This window comes from Enterobacter cloacae complex sp. GYL001 (assembly GCF_049237125.1).
Classification (GTDB): Bacteria; Pseudomonadota; Gammaproteobacteria; order Enterobacterales; family Enterobacteriaceae; genus Enterobacter; species Enterobacter hormaechei_C.
Window position 1 is genome coordinate 408,313 of record NZ_JBMKGW010000002.1, and the last position, 17,257, is coordinate 425,569.

The 17,257-nt window shown below is 53.3% G+C and carries 21 protein-coding genes; 9 read left to right on the plus strand and 12 right to left on the minus strand.

What is annotated here, in order from left to right:
- Positions 1-12 precede the first annotated feature (12 nt).
- Positions 13-642: a winged helix-turn-helix transcriptional regulator gene (locus ACOTWU_RS06050; RefSeq protein ID WP_017692717.1), complete on the plus strand. Its 630-nt coding sequence runs from the start codon at positions 13-15 to the stop codon at positions 640-642.
- Positions 643-742: 100 nt separating this feature from the next.
- Positions 743-1,354, plus strand: coding sequence for an outer membrane beta-barrel protein (locus ACOTWU_RS06055; RefSeq protein WP_220719382.1), 612 nt, complete (start codon positions 743-745; stop codon positions 1,352-1,354).
- Positions 1,355-1,413: 59 nt separating this feature from the next.
- Here ACOTWU_RS06055 and ACOTWU_RS06060 read toward each other — a convergent pair whose 3' ends face one another.
- Positions 1,414-1,812 carry a hypothetical protein gene (locus ACOTWU_RS06060; protein WP_045330801.1) on the minus strand — a complete coding sequence of 133 codons (399 nt, stop codon included), beginning with the start codon at positions 1,810-1,812 and terminating at the stop codon, positions 1,414-1,416.
- A 171-nt stretch (positions 1,813-1,983) separates the two neighbouring features.
- Here ACOTWU_RS06060 and ACOTWU_RS06065 point away from each other — a divergent pair, with 171 nt between their 5' ends.
- Positions 1,984-3,966: an alkyl/aryl-sulfatase gene (locus tag ACOTWU_RS06065; protein ID WP_126498790.1), complete on the plus strand. Its 1,983-nt coding sequence runs from the start codon at positions 1,984-1,986 to the stop codon at positions 3,964-3,966.
- A 102-nt stretch (positions 3,967-4,068) separates the two neighbouring features.
- On the opposite strand, the gene ACOTWU_RS06070 is transcribed toward ACOTWU_RS06065, so the two are convergent.
- Positions 4,069-4,953 carry an SDR family oxidoreductase gene (locus ACOTWU_RS06070; protein WP_032649406.1) on the minus strand — a complete coding sequence of 295 codons (885 nt, stop codon included), beginning with the start codon at positions 4,951-4,953 and terminating at the stop codon, positions 4,069-4,071.
- 61 nt (positions 4,954-5,014) lie between these two features.
- Positions 5,015-5,404 carry a YdeI family stress tolerance OB fold protein gene (locus ACOTWU_RS06075; RefSeq protein WP_032649404.1) on the minus strand — a complete coding sequence of 130 codons (390 nt, stop codon included), beginning with the start codon at positions 5,402-5,404 and terminating at the stop codon, positions 5,015-5,017.
- 139 nt (positions 5,405-5,543) lie between these two features.
- Here ACOTWU_RS06075 and ACOTWU_RS06080 point away from each other — a divergent pair, with 139 nt between their 5' ends.
- The 4 genes from ACOTWU_RS06080 to ACOTWU_RS06095 are packed head-to-tail and all read left to right on the plus strand — an operon-like array spanning position 5,544 to position 8,036.
- Positions 5,544-6,047, plus strand: a complete 504-nt coding sequence (locus tag ACOTWU_RS06080; protein WP_045141952.1) for a hypothetical protein — start codon at positions 5,544-5,546, stop codon at positions 6,045-6,047.
- Between the two features lie 9 nt (positions 6,048-6,056).
- Entirely contained in the window at positions 6,057-6,503 is a 447-nt protein-coding gene (locus tag ACOTWU_RS06085) for a DUF421 domain-containing protein (RefSeq protein ID WP_006811854.1), read from the plus strand.
- 11 nt (positions 6,504-6,514) lie between these two features.
- Positions 6,515-7,033, plus strand: a complete 519-nt coding sequence (locus ACOTWU_RS06090) for a 2-oxo-tetronate isomerase (protein WP_063623832.1) — start codon at positions 6,515-6,517, stop codon at positions 7,031-7,033.
- A gap of 16 nt (positions 7,034-7,049) precedes the next feature.
- The gene (locus ACOTWU_RS06095) at positions 7,050-8,036 is read left to right on the plus strand and encodes an SDR family oxidoreductase (RefSeq protein ID WP_126498791.1); all 987 of its coding nucleotides are present in this window, start codon (positions 7,050-7,052) and stop codon (positions 8,034-8,036) included.
- Here the strand turns inward: ACOTWU_RS06095 and ACOTWU_RS06100 are convergent, their stop codons facing one another.
- The 7 genes from ACOTWU_RS06100 to ACOTWU_RS06130 form a co-directional block, all read right to left on the minus strand.
- On the minus strand, positions 8,037-9,662 hold the full coding sequence (locus ACOTWU_RS06100) for an alpha-amylase family protein (RefSeq protein ID WP_017382873.1): 1,626 nt from the start codon (positions 9,660-9,662) through the stop codon (positions 8,037-8,039).
- Positions 9,663-9,670: 8 nt separating this feature from the next.
- A complete protein-coding gene (gene cydB / locus ACOTWU_RS06105) occupies positions 9,671-10,681 on the minus strand; it encodes a cytochrome d ubiquinol oxidase subunit II (protein ID WP_015571779.1) in 1,011 nt (336 codons plus the stop codon).
- On the minus strand, positions 10,681-12,084 hold the full coding sequence (locus ACOTWU_RS06110) for a cytochrome ubiquinol oxidase subunit I (RefSeq protein WP_126498792.1): 1,404 nt from the start codon (positions 12,082-12,084) through the stop codon (positions 10,681-10,683). Before ACOTWU_RS06110 ends, cydB begins: the two co-directional genes overlap by 1 nt.
- A 70-nt stretch (positions 12,085-12,154) precedes the next feature.
- On the minus strand, positions 12,155-13,027 hold the full coding sequence (locus tag ACOTWU_RS06115; RefSeq protein ID WP_015571777.1) for a manganese catalase family protein: 873 nt from the start codon (positions 13,025-13,027) through the stop codon (positions 12,155-12,157).
- A 17-nt stretch (positions 13,028-13,044) separates the two neighbouring features.
- Positions 13,045-13,551: a ferritin-like domain-containing protein gene (locus ACOTWU_RS06120; protein WP_017382870.1), complete on the minus strand. Its 507-nt coding sequence runs from the start codon at positions 13,549-13,551 to the stop codon at positions 13,045-13,047.
- Between the two features lie 61 nt (positions 13,552-13,612).
- On the minus strand, positions 13,613-14,110 hold the full coding sequence (locus ACOTWU_RS06125; RefSeq protein WP_003862851.1) for a ferritin-like domain-containing protein: 498 nt from the start codon (positions 14,108-14,110) through the stop codon (positions 13,613-13,615).
- 90 nt (positions 14,111-14,200) lie between these two features.
- Positions 14,201-14,389 (minus strand): general stress protein, encoded by a 189-nt coding sequence (locus ACOTWU_RS06130; protein ID WP_015571775.1) that lies wholly within the window; start codon positions 14,387-14,389, stop codon positions 14,201-14,203.
- Between the two features lie 453 nt (positions 14,390-14,842).
- Here ACOTWU_RS06130 and yjdI point away from each other — a divergent pair, with 453 nt between their 5' ends.
- Together yjdI and ACOTWU_RS06140 are read left to right on the plus strand one after the other, a co-directional pair.
- Positions 14,843-15,073 carry a 4Fe-4S mono-cluster protein YjdI gene (gene yjdI, locus ACOTWU_RS06135; protein ID WP_015571774.1) on the plus strand — a complete coding sequence of 77 codons (231 nt, stop codon included), beginning with the start codon at positions 14,843-14,845 and terminating at the stop codon, positions 15,071-15,073.
- 10 nt (positions 15,074-15,083) lie between these two features.
- Positions 15,084-15,356, plus strand: coding sequence for a GNAT family N-acetyltransferase (locus tag ACOTWU_RS06140; protein WP_003862848.1), 273 nt, complete (start codon positions 15,084-15,086; stop codon positions 15,354-15,356).
- A 33-nt stretch (positions 15,357-15,389) separates the two neighbouring features.
- Here the strand turns inward: ACOTWU_RS06140 and ACOTWU_RS06145 are convergent, their stop codons facing one another.
- Both ACOTWU_RS06145 and ACOTWU_RS06150 read right to left on the minus strand, forming a co-directional pair.
- Positions 15,390-16,619, minus strand: coding sequence for an amino acid permease (locus ACOTWU_RS06145; RefSeq protein ID WP_003862847.1), 1,230 nt, complete (start codon positions 16,617-16,619; stop codon positions 15,390-15,392).
- A 116-nt stretch (positions 16,620-16,735) separates the two neighbouring features.
- Positions 16,736-17,200, minus strand: a complete 465-nt coding sequence (locus tag ACOTWU_RS06150) for a multidrug/biocide efflux PACE transporter (protein ID WP_022651793.1) — start codon at positions 17,198-17,200, stop codon at positions 16,736-16,738.
- Positions 17,201-17,257: the final 57 nt, after the last annotated feature.

Sequence of the window (17,257 nt, forward strand, 5' to 3'; positions counted from 1 at the left end):
GAAGGTTGTACCATGCATATTTTACCGCCTGTTCGACCCGAAAGATCCATCGAACGACTGACCGCCATCCTTGAGCCGATAGCGGAGAAAGTGCACGTTGTTCCGCGTAAGCGACTCACCTGGTTACGGAAGGGGAAACAGCAGATGTACCTCTTTCTGGAAGGAGAGCTGTCCCTGCTGCGGGCTTCGGATGGACTGGTGGTAGTGACCGTTTACGAGCCGCATTTGTTTGGTATTGCAGAGATGATCCAGCCTACGCAGGGGCACCTTCTCCGTGCTGAAAGAGAGTCGACTATTTTACGTCTCGATGCGGACAAGGCGGCTGAGTTGTTTCGTGCCGAGGGCGTCTGGGAGGATGTCGCCGCGCTGCTCTCATACCATACGGCCTATTTAATATTCCGTGATGCCCAGGTACTCCAGCAGCGTACCTATTCCGTTATTCGTAACCACCTTCAGGAAATGATTTTGCTCCCGGAAGAGACGCGTTTGCGTACCACGATTCTGGAATATATCCAGGATCGTACGCTGCTCTCTCGCAGCAGTATACTCAATGTATTATCTGCCCTTAAGCAGGGGGAATATATCGCCTTTAAGCGCGGTGGATATCTGCTTGAGGTCAGACATTTACCCGAGTCATTCTAGCGGAAGTTTAAAATTAAACAGAAATGCAATTAACGCTACCGTTAATTTTCTATATCGTTTGCTTTCTCAGATTTAACATTATCAAGTAAACGGTATATTTATGAAAAAGACAGTTATCGCATTGATTATGGCTAATGCATTTACCGCCACTTCCGCGTTCGCCGCCGCTGATGCGGGCACCTGGTATGGCGGGGCGAAATTCGGCTGGTCTCACTATTTTGATACCAATATGGGTTCAAAAGCGTTTGAGAACACACATTCCGATCACTTCGATTTTAACCATGACAATGTCGGCGGGGGTGTTTATACGGGTTATCAGATTACCCCATGGCTTGCGGTAGAAGGTGGTTATGATTATTTAGGTAACATGCAGATTAAAGGTCAGCATGGCGCCGGGGCGCAAATGAAGACGCAGGGGCTGCAAATGTCTCTGAAGGCCAGTTATGCCCTGACCAGTGACTGGGATATTTACGGCCGTGCCGGCGCAATGGGCTATCGCGCTGAATCCGATGTAAGTGGTCACAATCGTTTTGAAACCGGTGTGCGCCCGCTTGCAGCCGTGGGTACTGAATACGCTTTCAATAAAAATTGGGCGGGCCGCCTGGAATATCAGTGGGTAAGCAACGTGGGCAATGTTAACCAGATCGGCGTGAGCAGCGACCTGAGTTCCGTCACCGCAGGGCTTAGCTATCGCTTTGGTCAGTACGACTGATGCCCGTGATATGCCCATTAATAAAAACCCGGCTGCTTATGTTGCCGGGTTTTTTATTTTCAGCTGGTGAATAACGGTTCAAGAATGATATGAATATTTTGCAGGCCCGTGACATTATTATCTTTCAGGTATTGCTGATTAACCATATCTAACTGTTCCAGTTTGGTCAGCGAGGCATAGACGCGTTGAACGTCACTGTCCGCAACAAAAATTTCTTTTGCGGTGGTGTCCTGTAGATACTGTGATTTTACGCTGCGCGTTAAGGTCTCGATCTGCTGTTTATTTTCCTGATAAAGAGACGCGATATGCGATATCTGTGCCTGCGGCGGTTTTTCCCCCGGCAACACCAGTGGAATTTGCAGATGATTAATTTTTTCAACATTGTCTGGTTGGGGAGAACTACAGGCTGTTAATGTGCTGAGGGTTAATACAGCGAAAAAGAACGGCAGGCTCTTCATCGAATCACTCCGGGGAAATAACTGGACTCAGCATTATCCCTTAAGGACGCAGCGACGAAAGAATAAACTAATTTATTTATAAACGTTATTTCCATAGGTTAAAGATAAGCCTGGTGATAGCCTCCTTTCCCCCCATGTACCGCCAGCGTGAATATAACTCCTCGAGGAAGTATGAAATTTAAAACTCTCGTTAGTGCGATAGCCGTTGCTGGTCTGCTATTAGTGTCGTTGACCTCATTGCCTGTCCTGGCACAAAAGGAAGGGAAGGGAGCCACTGTCCATACGAAAGAGATGAATGATGCACTTTATGGTCAACTGCCCTTCTTTGATAAGACGGATTTCCGAAATGCGCACAAAGGCTTTATTGCCCCGCTGCCACCCGCGGTGATTAAAGGCGAAAAAGGCGCCGTTATCTGGAACCCCCAGAAATACGCTTTTATCAAAGAAGGGCAAAAAGCGCCGGATACCGTCAACCCGAGCCTGTGGCGTCAGGCGCAGCTGAATAATATTGGCGGTCTGTTTGAGGTCACGGAAGGCGTCTACCAGATCCGTAACCTCGATCTGTCGAATATGACGATTATAGAGGGCAAAGAGGGGATCACGGTTATCGATCCGCTGGTGTCTGCGGAAACGGCCAAAGCGGGCATGGATCTTTACGTTCAACATCGTGGCAAACGCCCGGTTGTTGCCGTTATTTATACCCATAGTCATGTCGATCATTATGGCGGCGTGCGTGGCGTAGTCGATGAAGCGGGAGTGATAACCGGCAAAGTGAAAGTCTATGCTCCAGCAGGTTTTATGGAAGAGGCGGTATCGGAAAATATCATGGCCGGAAATGCCATGAGCCGCCGTGCCAGTTATATCTACGGAAACCTGTTAAAGGCCAATGTAAAAGGTCAGGTAGGGGCGGGTATGGGGACTACCACCTCAGCCGGGACGGTCACGCTTATCGCGCCCACTCACGCCATTACCGAAGACGGGCAGAAAGAGATCATCGACGGTCTCACCTATGATTTTATGCTGGCGCCGGGGTCGGAAGCGCCGTCTGAAATGCTCTGGTATGTGGAAGAGAAAAAGCTGATTGAAGCAGCAGAGAACGTCACTCACACTCTGCACAATACTTACTCGCTGCGCGGGGCGAAAATACACGATCCGCTGGCATGGTCAAAATACATCAATAACGCCCTCGATCGTTGGGGGGATAAAGCGGAAATTATTATCGCGCAGCACCACTGGCCCACATGGGGTAATAAGAAAGTGGTGAAGCTGATGAAAAGCCAGCGTGATATCTACCGCTATATCAACGACCAGACGCTGAGGCTGGCGAATAAAGGGCTGACGAGGGATGAGATAGCCGCTAATTTCGCCCTGCCTTACGGGCTGGCAAAATCCTGGGCAGGCCGTGGCTATTACGGCTCGGTAAGCAACAATGTCAAAGCCACCTATGTCTACTATCTTGGCTGGTTCGACGGAAATCCGGCGACGCTCAATGAACTGCCTCCGGTCGAGGCAGCGAAAAAATATGTCGATTACATGGGCGGAGCCCGCGCGATCCTTGAAAAAGCCCGGGTTGATTATGCCCGGGGAAATTACCGCTGGGTGGCGCAGGTGATGAATAAAGTCGTTTTTGCCGATCCAAATAATAAGGCGGCGCGCGAACTGGAAGCGGACGCGGTTGAACAGCTGGGATACCAGGCCGAGTCAGGACCCTGGCGTAACGCCTACCTCACCGGTGCGCAGGAGTTGCGTAACGGCGTGGAGAGGATGCCGACGCCCAATACCGCCAGCCCGGATGCGGTCCGTGCCATTTCGACTGAGATGATTTTTGACTACTTCGGCGTTCACCTTAACGGCGTCAGAGCTGCGAATGCCAGAGGGATTTTTAACGTTGATCTGGGCCGCGAGGGCGGCAGGTACAAGCTGGAGCTGGAGAATGGCGTGCTGAACCATATCGCCAACGCTCAGGCAGAAGATCCGGATGCAACCATCACGCTCAGCCGCGAAACGCTGAATAAAATCATCCTCAAAGAGACCACGTTGAAAAAGGCGCAACAGGCAGGAGAGGTGACGATCGTCGGCAATGCCGCGAAGCTAAACGAAATGCTGCGCTGCATGGAGAGCTTCAGCTTCTGGTTTCCTGTCGTCACCCCTTAAACGTAAAAAAGGCTGCTTTCGCAGCCCTTTAGCATTCGCCTGCAACAATTTGCCGGGTGGCGGCTTCGCCTTAACCGGCCTACACTCTGCGCGCCTTGAGCGCTAGATGACGCCATCCCCGCCGTCTGAACACCACACCTGCCCGGAGGTGTATGAACACTCATCCGAGGCCAGGGTGACATACAGCGGTGCGATCTCCACGGGCTGTCCCGGGCGTCCCAGAGGGGTACTCTCGCCAAAATGTTTCACTTTTTCCTGTGGCTGCCCACCGCTGGGCTGAAGCACGGTCCAGTAGGGTCCCGGCGCTACCGCGTTCACGCGGATCCCCTTCGGTCCCAGCTGTTTCGCCAGCGCTTTGGTGAACACCGCGAGACAGGCTTTGGTCTGCGCATAGTCAAGCAGTACGGCGCTCGGTTTCACCGCCTGAACGGAGGAGGTGTTAATGATGGAAGCAGGGGCTTTCATATGGCGCAACGCCGCCTTTGTGATCCAGAAAGGCGCATAGACGTTGGTCTTAAAGGTCGCGTCAAAATCTTCCGTGGTCAGTTCTTCCAGCGACTCACGGTACTGCTGGCGGCCTGCGTTATTCACCAGGATATCCAGCCCGCCCAGTTTTGAGACGGCCTGCTCCACCAGGTTCTGACAAAAAGTTTCGTCCCGCACATCGCCCGGAAGCGCGACGGCATTCCGTCCTTCCGCTTTAATCAGGGCGATGACTTCCGCTGCGTCTTCTTCCTCTTCCGGCAAATAGTTAATCGCGACATCTGCCCCTTCGCGGGCATAGGCAATGGCTACCGCGCGTCCGATGCCGGAATCGCCCCCGGTAATCAGCGCCTTCTTACCGGCAAGACGACCATGCCCTTTGTAGCTCTTCTCGCCGTGGTCGGGTACGGGTTCCATCTCTGAGGCCAGGCCCGGTGGCGTCTGGGGCTGCTCCGGGAAAGGTGGCGTTGGGTAAGCGTTCGTACGTTGTTCATTATCACTCATAGCTAACTCCTTGTTAGGGGTGAGATTTGATGGATAGTTACAGCGTTAACGCTTCGCTGAATTATTTTTGCAAGTGGCTGACCCGCACTACGGGTGGGGATGATTTTTTATCGAGCGAGCCGCTAATACTGATCATGTTGTCAGGTTCCACGGTTCTGTCGTCAAATACGGCTTTCGGGATAATAACGTCGATTTTCCCGGTTTTATCCTGGAATACGTATTTATCGCCATTGCCATCAATAAGATTGCCGCGCAATGAAATAGAGGCACCATCATGCATCTCTTTCGCCTGAGTAATAGTCATAATGCGCGCATCATCGGTACCACGATAACCGCTGTCCAGCGCATGCGGCGGTGGCGGCGCATCACCCTTTTGTAACCCGCCGTTATTATCTGCCCATGCAGTAGGGATAATTAATATAAACAAGGCTGAAATCACTGATAATTTCATCTGATACCCTTCATTTTGGATGTCTTGACTTATTAAGTATTGTTGCTATTCCTTTATGTGGCAAATGTGATAAGTCTTAAAAGCATTTGCACAGAAAAATCAAAAATTTCGGCAATTAAGCGAAACGGTGACCACAGCCATGGAACCAAAAAATGAAAAAGTGCCTGGGATAAAAGAGAGTAGCCGTTTACTGACGTTTGAGTATGCATTTCGCCAGGTGGGTTTTATTGTGCTGTTAGCTATTATCGTGGCCGCGATAGCCGGCCTGTTTTCCAGCGGTGCGGTCAGCGACGTGGAGAAAACAAACGAAGCAAAATCCCTGACCCTGAGCTATGAGCGCTTCGGTCGCCGCCAGACCGAATCGCGGATGGCACTGACGTTTCCGGTGACGTCTGAAGGGAAATATACCCTCAGCATGACCAGCGAAAGCAGCGACGCATATGAGCCCGGCAGCGTCTGGCCACAGCCGGACAGCATGTACAGCCGGGGGAATACCCTGTTTCTCGTCTACGATCGTTTACAACAGACCGATAAATTTACCGTTTTGTTATTCATCACGCCGTCAAAAGCAGGGAAGTGGACAAACAGCATCCGCGTAAACAACGAGCCAGATATCCGTTTCTGGCAGTTTATTTACCCCTAGGAGTCAAATATGGACATGGTTTTTCGTGCCCTGGCAATTTACCTGTTTCTGGTCATTGTGTTTAAAGTTGCCGGGCGACGCGCTCTGCTACAAATGACCAGTTTTGACCTTATTTTGCTCTTAATTATCAGTGAGGCGACACAACAGGCGCTGCTTGGCGAAGATTTCTCCGTCACCGGCGCGATGATTACAATAACGACGCTGGTGGTTGTGGATATTATTTTTGGCCTGCTGAAAAAATATTTTTCCACTGTCGAGAATATTCTTGATGGCACGCCGGTGATATTGGTGGAGAACGGTGTTCCCCTTGCCGATAAACTGAAAAAGGTCGATGTATCCTGTGATGATATATTGGTATCAGCCCGCCAGAATCACGGTATTACAGAATTGAAGGAGATTAAATACGCTATTCTTGAGCGTAATGGTCATATTTCTATTATTCCTGACGAAAATTAAGGGGCAACGCGATGAGCAACCTTATTCACGACAGCAACAGCACCATCAGCGAGCTGACGAAAAAGCTCGCCACTCAGCTTACGGACAGAGATTTGCGGTTAACCACCGCAGAGTCCTGTACCGGCGGCAATCTCGCGGTTGCGCTTTGTGCCGAAGAGAACACGGCGGAATTTTATGACGTTGGCATGGTGGTGTTCAGCGATGCGGCGAAGGAGAGGATCCTCGGCGTGCGGCACGAAACCATTGAGCGCTTCACCGCCGTCAGTGAACAAACGGTGACCGAGATGGCCGCTAAAATTCGCGAAATTGCCGAGGCGGATATCGGCCTTGCCATCAGCGGCTATGCGGGACCGGAAGGCGGCGACGATGGCACCGCAGCCGGTACGGTCTGCTTCGGCTGGAATATTCGCGGACAGACGGAAACCCGCACCGTGCTGTTTTCCGGTGAATGTCAGGATGTGGTGGATAAAGCGGTGCGTTATTCCCTGTCTGAACTGATCGAAATACTCTCCGGCTGGGATAACGTCTGAAATAAGGGGAAAGGCTATGGCTGTCATCGCTATTACCGGCGGTACGGCGGGCGTGGGGAAAGCCACGGCGCTGCACTTTGCCAAAGCGGGCTACGATGTGGGCATCATTGCCCGCGACGAGCAGAGCCTGCGCTCCACAGAAGAGGAGTTGCGCCGTTTCGGGATCAACGCCTGCGCCGTTCAGGCCGACGTGGCGGACAGCAAGGCGGTGACCGAGGCTGCTAACGAGATTGAATACCGGCTTGGGGCCATCGATGTCTGGGTGAATAACGCCATGGGCGGGATGCTGGCGCCGTTTCGCACCATGTCGCCTGAGGAGTTTCGCCGCGTCACCGAGGTGACCTATCTGGGCTATGTTAACGGCACCCGCGCCGCGCTGGAGTTAATGACCCCACGCGATCGTGGAACGATTATTCAGGTTGGCTCCGCGCTGGCCTACCGTTCCATTCCCTTGCAGTCAGCCTACTGCGGGGCGAAAGCCGCAATCCGCGGATTTACCGATGCTGTGCGCACCGAACTGATGCATGAAAACAGCCGGGTGCAGATCGCAATGGTACAGATGCCGGGCCTCAATACGCCGCAGTTCGAGTGGGCGAGGAATAAATTTGCCTGGGCGATGCGCCCGGTTCCTCCCGTTTTTCAGCCGGAAGTAGCTGCCAGCGCTATTTTTAAGGTGGCGCAGAAACCGGTGCGGGAACTGTGGGTGGGCAGCAGCACCGTCCAGTCGATTGTCGGGCAATTTCTTTTCCCCGGCTTTCTGGATCGGCTGATGGTTAAAAAGGCCTGGGAAGGGCAGATGACCGATACGTTAAATGCGGATGACCGTCAGGACTATCTGGATCAGCCGGTCAACGACCTGCATAAAATCCACGGGAACTTCACCGACGAAGCAAAAGAGCGCGCTATCAGCGTCACCTCCGGCATGCCGGGGAAAGTGCTGCTCGGCTCCCTTGCCGTCACGGGCGCGATCGTGGCCCGTCTGCTGCTCTCGCGGAGACGATAATCAGCGCAGTGCGGTACGATCGGTCCAGAACCAGCGGTAGCCATAGCCGCTGAGGTTAAGCGCGACGGTTTTGCCGCACACCAGCGCGTCGTCGTAGCGTTTGTCCGCCAGGCAGGCGGTCCAGGTCGCATGCCGGATCCCTCTGGCGGTAAAATTAACGGGCTTATCGCTGAAGTTAACGAAGGTCAGAATGCTGCGCGTGTCGGTTTCGTAATAGATCCCCAGTACCGCATCGCTGTCGATATTAATAAGACGAAACGGCGCGACGCCGATCTCAGGGAACTCCGAGCGCGTATTGGCGATATCGATAATGCAGTGCAGGAGTGAGTTGCGGTGCAACAGCGAATCCGCCACGTTGATTTTTTGATAGCGGTACGGGCCGTGGTCAATCATCGGGGCGACAAAAGTTTCCGGGTCGGCATCTGAGAAACCGCCGCCTTGCGATCCGGCCCACTGCATCGGGGTGCGTACGGCGTAACGCTCCTCAAGATCCAAATCATCCCCCATGCCAATCTCATCCCCGTAGCGCATGACCGGTACGCCCGGTAGCGAAAACAAGACCGCATGGCAAAAGGCCAGCCGCTTTCGATCGCCATTAAGCATCGGCGCCAGACGGCGGCGGATACCTCGCTGATACACACTCATCTCTTCGTCAGGGGCAAAGGTATCGATGACGGTCTGCTTCGCTTTTTTTCCTATCCCTTCCAGATCCAGCTCATCATGATTGCGCAGCCAGTTGGCGAAGCAGCAGGAGTCCGGCGGCACAATCATCTTCTTCACCGCGTTGCGCAGCGGTCGTGCGCTCTTCTCTGCCAGGCTGACGTAAAAGTACTTATTGAGCCAGAAATTCAGCACCAGGTTGAGCCGGTCGTTCTGACCAAAATAATCTTTGTAGGCCTCGACCTCCACGTCGACTTCGCCGAGCAGGATCGCGTCCGGGTTACGCTGCCCGATAAGACGGCGCAGATGCTCCAGGATCCACAGGCCGCGTTTTTCATCCCCACGTCCGGCCTGTTTTGTCAGGTGCGATGCCGCATCCAGGCGAAAGCCCGACACCCCGAGCTTTAGCCAGAAGATGATGATGTTCTCAATCTCCTTTAGCACCGCAGGGGAGGCCAGATTGAGATCCGGCTCGTGGTGATAAAACATATGCCGGTAGTATTGCCCCGCCTCGTCGTCCCATGTCCAGATGCTCTTCTCCACGCCGGGGAACATCGGTGGCGTATCGTCGTCGTCCGTGTCGGACCACAGGTAATAGTCACGGTAGGGTGACTGGGGGTTGCGGCGGGCCTGTTGAAACCAGGGATGCGCATCCGAGGTATGCTGGATCAGCAGCTCAATAATGACCTGCATCCCCAGCTCCCGCGCCTGTTCAATAAAGGCGATGATATCGTTGAGCTTGCCGAAGCGGGGATCGACCTGCAAATGGTCGCTCACGTCATAACCTTCATCGAGAAAAGGCGTGAGGTAAAACGGGGTGATCCAGATAACCGTCGCGCCCATCCGGCGGATGTAGCGCAGCTTCGCGGTGATTCCGGCGATGTCGCCACAGCCATCGCCGTTAAGATCGTAAAACAGGGCGGTATCAATCTGGTAAATAATGGCGCGTGTATGCCAGCCTGCCATAGCAATCCTTAATGATAACCTTCGGTATCAGACACTTTGCCCCGGAAGACGTAGTAGCTCCAGGCGGTATAAACCAGGATCACCGGGATGATTAACAGTGTACCAATCAGCATAAACAGCTGGCTGGCAGGCGGCGCGGCGGCTTCCCACAGGGTGATGTGCGGCGGAATAATGTGTGGCCACAGGCTGATGCCCAGGCCGCTAAAGCCGAGGAAGATCAGGCCCAGCGTTAACAGGAACGGACGGGCATGGCTGTCGGGATTGCGCGTCAGCCGCCAGATCCACAGGCTGAATACCGCCACCAGAACCGGAACTGGCAGGAACCAGAAGAAGTTAGGCAGAGTAAACCAGCGCTCGGCGACAAACTGCCAGCCGAGCGGGGTCCAGATACTTACCACCGCAATAACGGCAATCAGCGCCAGCAGCACGTGGCGGGTCAGCTCGCGCATCCGGTTTTGCAGCGCGCCTTCGCTTTTCATGATCAGCCACGTGGTAGCCAGCAGGGTATAGGCGACAATTAAGCCCAGCCCGCAGAACAGATTAAACGGGGTGAACCAGTCCAGCGAGGAGCCCACAAAGCGACGCCCTTCCACGTCAAAGCCGTTGATCATCGCGCCAACCACGATCCCCTGGCTGAAGGTTGCCAGCAGGGAACCGCCGGCAAAGGAGTAGTCCCAGAATTTGCGGTGTGAAGGGGTCGCCTTAAAGCGAAACTCAAACGCCACGCCGCGGAAAATAAGCCCGATCAGCATGGCCGTCAGCGGGATGGTCAGGGCATCGATTATTACCGCGTAGGCCAGCGGAAACGCGCCGAACAACCCTGCGCCGCCGAGGACCAGCCAGGTTTCATTTCCGTCCCAGACCGGGGCGACGCTGTTCACCATCACGTCGCGCTCTTTGGCATCGCCCACAAAGCTGAACAGCATGCCGATACCGAGATCGAAACCGTCCATGATGATGTACATCAGCGTGGCGAAGACAATAATGGCAAACCAGATGACCGGGATATCGACGCCCATCAGATCTTCTCCTCTTCCGGAACAGACTCGGCGGCGGACAGCGGACGGGCAGGGGTGCCCGACGTATTAGACGTTAGCGTGCCCACAGGCTGCGGACCTTTCTTAATCAACCGGGCGAGATACACATAACCCACGCCAAACACCGAACAGTAGACCACGATAAAGGCCAGCAGGCTGATGCTCATCTGCAACGTGCTGTGCAGAGACACCGCATCTATCGTGCGCAGATAGCCGTAAACGACCCACGGCTGGCGGCCCACTTCGGTGGTGACCCACCCGGCGAGCAGCGCGAGCAGTCCGGCAGGCCCCATACAGAGGGCAAACCAGTGGAATGGCCGCGAGTGATAGAGTCGACGGCGATAGCGCAGCCAGACGCTCAACACGCCAAGGGTAATCATCAGCAGCCCCATGCCGACCATAATGCGGAAGGACCAGAAGACGATGAGCGAGTTAGGGCGGTCCTCTTTCGGGAAATCCTTCAGCGCCGGGACCTGTTTATCCAGGCTGTGCGTCAGGATCAGGCTGCCGAGCGCGGGAATTTCAAGCCCGTATTTGGTGCGCTCCTCGTCCATATCCGGTACGCCAAACAGCAGCAGTGGGGTGGCCTCGCCGGGCGGGTTTTCCCAGTGGCCTTCAATCGCGGCGATTTTGGCAGGCTGGTGCTCAAGCGTATTCAGGCCGTGCATATCCCCGACCACGGCCTGAATGGGCGCGACCAGCAGCGCCATCCACATAGCCATGGAGAACATTGTGCGAACAGCGGGCGTATCGTTACCGCGCAGCAGATGCCATGCCCCGGATGCGCCCACAAACAAGGCGCTGCACAGGAAGGCGGCGATGGACATATGGATCAGGCGGTAAGGGAATGAGGGGTTAAAGATAATGGCCAGCCAGTCTTCGGGAATGACCTGACCGTTCTGAATACTGAAGCCCTGCGGGGTGTGCATCCAGCTGTTGGAGGCGAGGATCCAGAAGGTGGACATCAGCGTGCCCAGCGCCACCATGCAGGTGGCAAAGAAGTGCAGGCCGGGGCCGACCTTGTTCCAGCCGAACAGCATCACGCCTAAGAAACCAGCTTCCAGGAAGAAGGCGGTTAAGACTTCATAGGTGAGCAGAGGGCCGGTTATGCTGCCTGCGAACTGGGAAAAGCCGCTCCAGTTAGTCCCAAACTGGTAAGCCATGACCAGCCCGGAAACCACGCCCATACCAAAGTTGACGGCGAAAATTTTCAGCCAGAAATGGTATAGCGAGCGCCAGACATCATTTTTGGTGCGAAGCCACATGCCTTCGAGAACCACCAGATAGCTCGCAAGCCCGATGGTGATCGCCGGGAAGAGAATATGAAAAGAGACGGTAAAGGCGAACTGTATCCTGGCCAGATGAAACGCATCAAGCTCGAACATGCTCCGTACCTCTGGAACTGATAGCGCACAAGGCATTGCCAGACAGCCTCAGGCTGCCTGGCAAAACCGGTTACGGTTTTTTCTTACCTGCACCAAGCTCGGCACCGGTAAGCGGATCGGCATTGGGGTCGGATTTCGTGCGTGCGCACATCGCTTTGACCAGCGTTTCCTGCTCTGTAGTGAGCGTTACGCTTGCGCCGCCGTCACCGCCATCGACCGCTGGCTGAGGAGATTCCACGTAGTCGAAGTGCTTATCGCTGTTCCAGCTGCCGCGAACTTCTCCCCCCTCAGACATATTGTAGTACTTGTTGGTGTACTCTTCGATTGGCGGCAATTTACCCGGTGGGAAATTGTTACGGATCGACTGTAGCGCCTTCTCAAACGAGAGCTGGTGTGCTGCCTCACGCGTCATTAAAAACGCCAGCGCATCTTTAACACCCGGATCGTCCGTTACGTTAATAAGCCGTTCGTAGATAATTTTGGCGCGCGCCTCGGCCGCTATGTTAGAGCGCAGATCCGCGGTCGGTTCGCCAATGGTATCCACGTACGCCGCCGTCCACGGTACGCCTGCGGAGTTAGTAAGCGGAGTACCGCCGCCGTAGAGCAGCGAGGTGATATGACTGTCGTTGCCGTTCTCGGTCATGGAGCGGTACAGTTCCGCTTCATTTTCAACGCCTTCCGCCAGTTCGCCTTTCGCACCCTTATTCAGCATACCCACCAGGGTGCCGATAATTTCCAGGTGACTTAACTCCTCGGTCGCGATATCCATCAGCATATCTTTACGACCGGGATCGTCGTCGCTCAATCCTTGCGTAAAGTAACGACATGCCGCGGCAAGTTCGCCCTGTGGCCCGCCAAACTGCTCAAGCAGAAGATTGGCCAGGCCCGGATTCGGTTCGGCTACGCGTACCGTGTATTGCAGCTGTTTTACGTGTCGAAACATACATTCTCCCTCTTTTGTTATTTTTTAGCTTCAACGCCATCCGCGTCGGAGCGCAGCAGGAACTGTTCCGTCGTCTGTGGAATATGCTGGAGCAGCCAGTCTGCCATCTGGCGCTCTTCTTCCAGAATGGATTCAAGGGCTGGAATGGAGGCGGTATCGCCCGCTTGTTTGGCCGCAGCCAGCAGAGAGGTGTAGCAGGCAATTTCAAACTGCTCAAAAACGTAGCCGCTGATAGAGCCTTTAACAATTTCGTCGGAAGGGAACATGCCGCCAATGGACTGGCCGAGCGCCGCCATTTTACTCATGGAATCTTTTATGACCGAACGGGAAATATCATTGCGGTCGAGAATTTCTTCCAGCACGGTAATTTGGTGTTTAGTTTCATTAACGTGTTGTTCAATTCGTGCACGTAAGTCGGGATAATTATCAATACGGCTGGCCATTGATTCCAGCATGGATTCGGCTTGCTTTTCCATCGCATGGGCATCGCGTAGCCAATCATGGTAGTGTTCTACATGATTCATAATTAACTCCTGTGATTTATTTTCTGGTTAATTTTTGGTGCTGATGCTCATCAGATATTAATTATCCTTTCTGGGCTTTTTGATTAATATTACCGACAGCCAGATCGGTTAATTTGAGATCGGTTTCTTTTTCTTCTTCCAGCGTTTCGGCAAGAAGTTTAACGGCTTTTTTATAGCCTAATTGTTCAGCCAGGGTGGCCAGGGTGCCGTAGCTGGCAATTTCGTAATGTTCAACTTTCTGAGCTGCGGCAATTAATGCAGCGTCACGCACTTCATTTTTCTCAGTGCTCTCAATAACTTCGTTGGCTTCTTCAATTAAGCCTTCCATCGCAACGCATTTCATGCGCTTCAGTTTGAGACCGGATTCCTGCTCAATAATCTGATCGATACGTTCGATCTGTCCCTGCGTCTCTTCGAGGTGAGCCGTGAACGCGGCACTCAGCTTCTCGCTGGATGCGGCGCGAGCTAATTTGCTTAGCGCGCGGGTCAGCTGCTTCTCAGCGCTGTAGGTGTCGGATAACAGGTGAATAAATACATCTTCAACAGTTTTCATATTCATATTTTCGCTCCAGTGAAATAAAGGGAAGGTACTGCGAGCCGACGGGCCCGCAGCATGCTCTCGGTATATTTATAAGAGCTTTAAATAAGATCAGGAGTTATCAGATTTACGGCCTCCGCCATGACTGCTCTGACCCCCTTTCTTACCCGCTTCAGATGCGCGTTGCGGATCGTTTTTGAAATTACCGCCGCTGTGCTGGCCGCCTTTACGTCCAGCTTCTGATGCCTTTTCACGGTCTTCAGCGAAATTACCGGAACCACCACGATGTTGCTCTGCCATATATCAACCCTCATGTTGCGTTTATGTCAGGAGATACGATAAGTAATTCGTATCAGTTGTCGTTCAGAAATTAACATTAGTCGTTATGTGAGAAGAGTCAAATTTCTTGTCTGGGTTGTTTTGCGGTAATTTTGCAGGGAGTGAAGAAATACCGCTTCGTTACGAGTTTTAAAAACGGATGGGAAATCCATCAGTTAGATGAAAATAAATCCGGAGGTTAAGATTGCGCTTAGCTAATAATCCTAATGTGAACGTGGCGTGAATTATTACAAGAATTGACACAGCGCAAAAATATATCTTCGCAACGGGTGTTCTTGTATTCGGAATAATCCTATGAACGTGAAGAAGTCATGCGCTGAAAAGAGTGTGGCTAAACCTCGTTTTTGACGTGGTCAGGCGGATCGGGTGAGGGTATGCTTCTTTTGTCACCACAATAATTACAGAGGCAATGTCATGGATCAGGAGCTACTGGATGCGGGGTACCGGGCCTATACCGGTGAAAAAATCGATGTCTACTTCAACACCGGGATCTGCAAACACTCGGGCAACTGCGTGCGCGGCAGCGCGAAGCTGTTCGATCTGAAGCGTAAACCATGGATCGCGCCGGATGAAGTAGATGCAGAAACGGTTATGCGCGTAATTGATACCTGCCCGAGCGGTGCGCTGAAGTACCGCCAAAAATAAGCGAGGAACCATGGAAATTCTTGAAGGCCATAACAAGTTTTACGTCAACGACGCCGAAGGCAATCAGGTAGCGGAGATCGTCTTTGTCCCGACCGGCGAGCATCTGAGCATCATCGAGCACACCGATGTGGATCCGAGCCTGAAAGGGCAGGGTGTGGGTAAACAGCTGGTGGCGAAGGTGGTAGAGAAGATGCGCGGTGAGAATCGTAAAATTATCCCGCTGTGTCCATTTGCGAAGCATGAGTTTGATAATACGCGGGAGTATGACGATATTCGGGCGTAAAACAGATGCCCGGCATTGCGCCGGGCAGCATACTCAACCCACAAACATCACCGACACACACAGCACACCCACAATCAGCGTCAGCAGGTTACCGATGGAGCGGTACGGTTTTAATGACGGGATCAGGTACGTCGACAGCGTCGGCATGATGAACAGGATCATGGCGATAAGCGGACCGCTGATGGCATAAATCATTGAGATCGCATTCGGGTTGATGCAGCAGACCGCAAAGGTAATCAGCGACACGCCGAGAATCGAAACCGCGCGGTTAAAGGCGCGGCTTTTCTTCACACCCACCTGATTCAGCGACGATTTCACAATTTCCGTTGCCCCTTCAATCACGCCAAAATAGGTGCCGAGGAACGATTTCGACATCGCAATAATCGCCACGATAATGCCGGAAATGCCCAGCCATGCCGGGGACGAAGGCATCATTGACAGCGCGGACAGGATCGTCACCCCTTCCTCTTTTGCCGCCACGATATACGACGGTGGAATCGAAAGCAGGCAGCTGAACACAAAGAACAGCACGCTGAGGCAGATGATCAGGTACGCCACTTTCATGATTTTTTTGCATTTACCCATCGCCTCTTCACCGTATTTCTCGCGACGGTCTACGGCGAAGGTCGAGATGATCGGAGTATGGCTAAAAGCGAAAACCATCACCGGGATCGAAATCCACACCTGGTGCAGCGTATGCTGGTCGAAGGCCATCTGGCTGGTCAGCAGCGACGGCTGCCAGCTGCCCGTCAGATACAGCGAGACAAACAGGAAATAGGCGATCAGCGGAAAGACAAGGAAACCCATCACCTTAATGGTGATGTGCCGCCCCATCAGGAAGATCAGATTCAAAATCAGCACCACGCCAAAGCTCACCAGCATCCGCATGCCGGTATCCACCGTCATCCGTTTCGCCAGCTGTTCAGTGAGTGAGTTGGTTATCGCCACCGCGTAAATCAGAACTACCACAAAGAAGGCCACAAAATAGAGCGTGGTGATCAGGTTGCCGATCTTTTTGCCGTAGTAATGGGAAACGGCACCGGTGATCCCTTCGTTGCCTTTCGTCTTCGACGACAGAATAAATTGCGCCAGCGCTTTATGCGGCCAGTAGGTTAAGGGATACGCCACAAGGGCGGTGATCAGCAGGACAATCGCGCCAGCAGAGCCGAGCTGAATGGGCAAGAACAGGGTTCCTGCGCCCACGGCAGTGCCGTAGAGGGCGAAACTCCAGAGAGTCTCTTCTTTTGACCAAATTTTCGACATTAGAGCAACGTATCAACTATAAAACGAACAAAAAGGAGTGCAATTTACCATAATTATGCGTTGAGGTCGCCGTTGCTTCGCAGGGGGTGGGCCGGAGCAGGTCTCCGGCCGGAAGGTTATTCGCTTGCCAGGGCGCGTCGTTGCTGGCGGCGCTTGATGATTTTCTCCCGCAGGGTGTCGTACGCCCAGTTGTAGAGCATGGTGTACGGCAGGAAGAACAGGAAGAAACCAATTTCCAGGGTAAAAGCCTGGAGCAGCGTCACGCCCAGCACGGCGGCAACGATGGTTACGCCAATCACAATAAAGCCGCATTCAAAACCCAGCGCATGCAGGGCGCGCACTTTCGCCGTGCGCTTCACCCGCTGGACGGGCCAGAAACGGTCGAAGCCAAAGTTATAGATAATGTTCCAGAGCATTGCCGTGGTCGCCAGAATAATGGTGAGACCCCCCATTTCAACCACCGAGCGCTGCATTAGCCACGCGGCCGTCGGGGCGAGGATCGCCGTAGCAATGCCTTCAAAACAGACGGCATGGAAGATCCGCTCCGGCAATTTACGTTGGAGTGCATCCTGATGTTGCATATTTACCTCATATTGACGCCAGTATGGGCGTTGATACGGCCTATTCTTATCGTTTAA

Bases quoted from the DNA above. Each gene is read 5' to 3' on its own strand.
- ACOTWU_RS06070 (WP_032649406.1), bottom strand. From the start codon at position 4,953: ATGAGTGATAATGAACAACGTACGAACGCTTACCCAACGCCACCTTTC.
- ACOTWU_RS06150 (WP_022651793.1), bottom strand. From the start codon at position 17,200: ATGCAACATCAGGATGCACTCCAACGTAAATTGCCGGAGCGGATCTTC.
- ACOTWU_RS06100 (WP_017382873.1), bottom strand. From the start codon at position 9,662: ATGGCAGGCTGGCATACACGCGCCATTATTTACCAGATTGATACCGCC.
- ACOTWU_RS06130 (WP_015571775.1), bottom strand. From the start codon at position 14,389: ATGGCAGAGCAACATCGTGGTGGTTCCGGTAATTTCGCTGAAGACCGT.
- ACOTWU_RS06110 (WP_126498792.1), bottom strand. From the start codon at position 12,084: ATGTTCGAGCTTGATGCGTTTCATCTGGCCAGGATACAGTTCGCCTTT.
- ACOTWU_RS06055 (WP_220719382.1), top strand. From the start codon at position 743: ATGAAAAAGACAGTTATCGCATTGATTATGGCTAATGCATTTACCGCC.
- ACOTWU_RS06145 (WP_003862847.1), bottom strand. From the start codon at position 16,619: ATGTCGAAAATTTGGTCAAAAGAAGAGACTCTCTGGAGTTTCGCCCTC.
- ACOTWU_RS06085 (WP_006811854.1), top strand. From the start codon at position 6,057: ATGGACATGGTTTTTCGTGCCCTGGCAATTTACCTGTTTCTGGTCATT.
- yjdI (WP_015571774.1), top strand. From the start codon at position 14,843: ATGGATCAGGAGCTACTGGATGCGGGGTACCGGGCCTATACCGGTGAA.
- ACOTWU_RS06120 (WP_017382870.1), bottom strand. From the start codon at position 13,551: ATGAATCATGTAGAACACTACCATGATTGGCTACGCGATGCCCATGCG.
- ACOTWU_RS06115 (WP_015571777.1), bottom strand. From the start codon at position 13,027: ATGTTTCGACACGTAAAACAGCTGCAATACACGGTACGCGTAGCCGAA.
- ACOTWU_RS06050 (WP_017692717.1), top strand. From the start codon at position 13: ATGCATATTTTACCGCCTGTTCGACCCGAAAGATCCATCGAACGACTG.
- ACOTWU_RS06060 (WP_045330801.1), bottom strand. From the start codon at position 1,812: ATGAAGAGCCTGCCGTTCTTTTTCGCTGTATTAACCCTCAGCACATTA.
- ACOTWU_RS06140 (WP_003862848.1), top strand. From the start codon at position 15,084: ATGGAAATTCTTGAAGGCCATAACAAGTTTTACGTCAACGACGCCGAA.
- ACOTWU_RS06090 (WP_063623832.1), top strand. From the start codon at position 6,515: ATGAGCAACCTTATTCACGACAGCAACAGCACCATCAGCGAGCTGACG.
- ACOTWU_RS06095 (WP_126498791.1), top strand. From the start codon at position 7,050: ATGGCTGTCATCGCTATTACCGGCGGTACGGCGGGCGTGGGGAAAGCC.
- ACOTWU_RS06080 (WP_045141952.1), top strand. From the start codon at position 5,544: ATGGAACCAAAAAATGAAAAAGTGCCTGGGATAAAAGAGAGTAGCCGT.
- cydB (WP_015571779.1), bottom strand. From the start codon at position 10,681: ATGGGCGTCGATATCCCGGTCATCTGGTTTGCCATTATTGTCTTCGCC.
- ACOTWU_RS06125 (WP_003862851.1), bottom strand. From the start codon at position 14,110: ATGAATATGAAAACTGTTGAAGATGTATTTATTCACCTGTTATCCGAC.
- ACOTWU_RS06075 (WP_032649404.1), bottom strand. From the start codon at position 5,404: ATGAAATTATCAGTGATTTCAGCCTTGTTTATATTAATTATCCCTACT.
- ACOTWU_RS06065 (WP_126498790.1), top strand. From the start codon at position 1,984: ATGAAATTTAAAACTCTCGTTAGTGCGATAGCCGTTGCTGGTCTGCTA.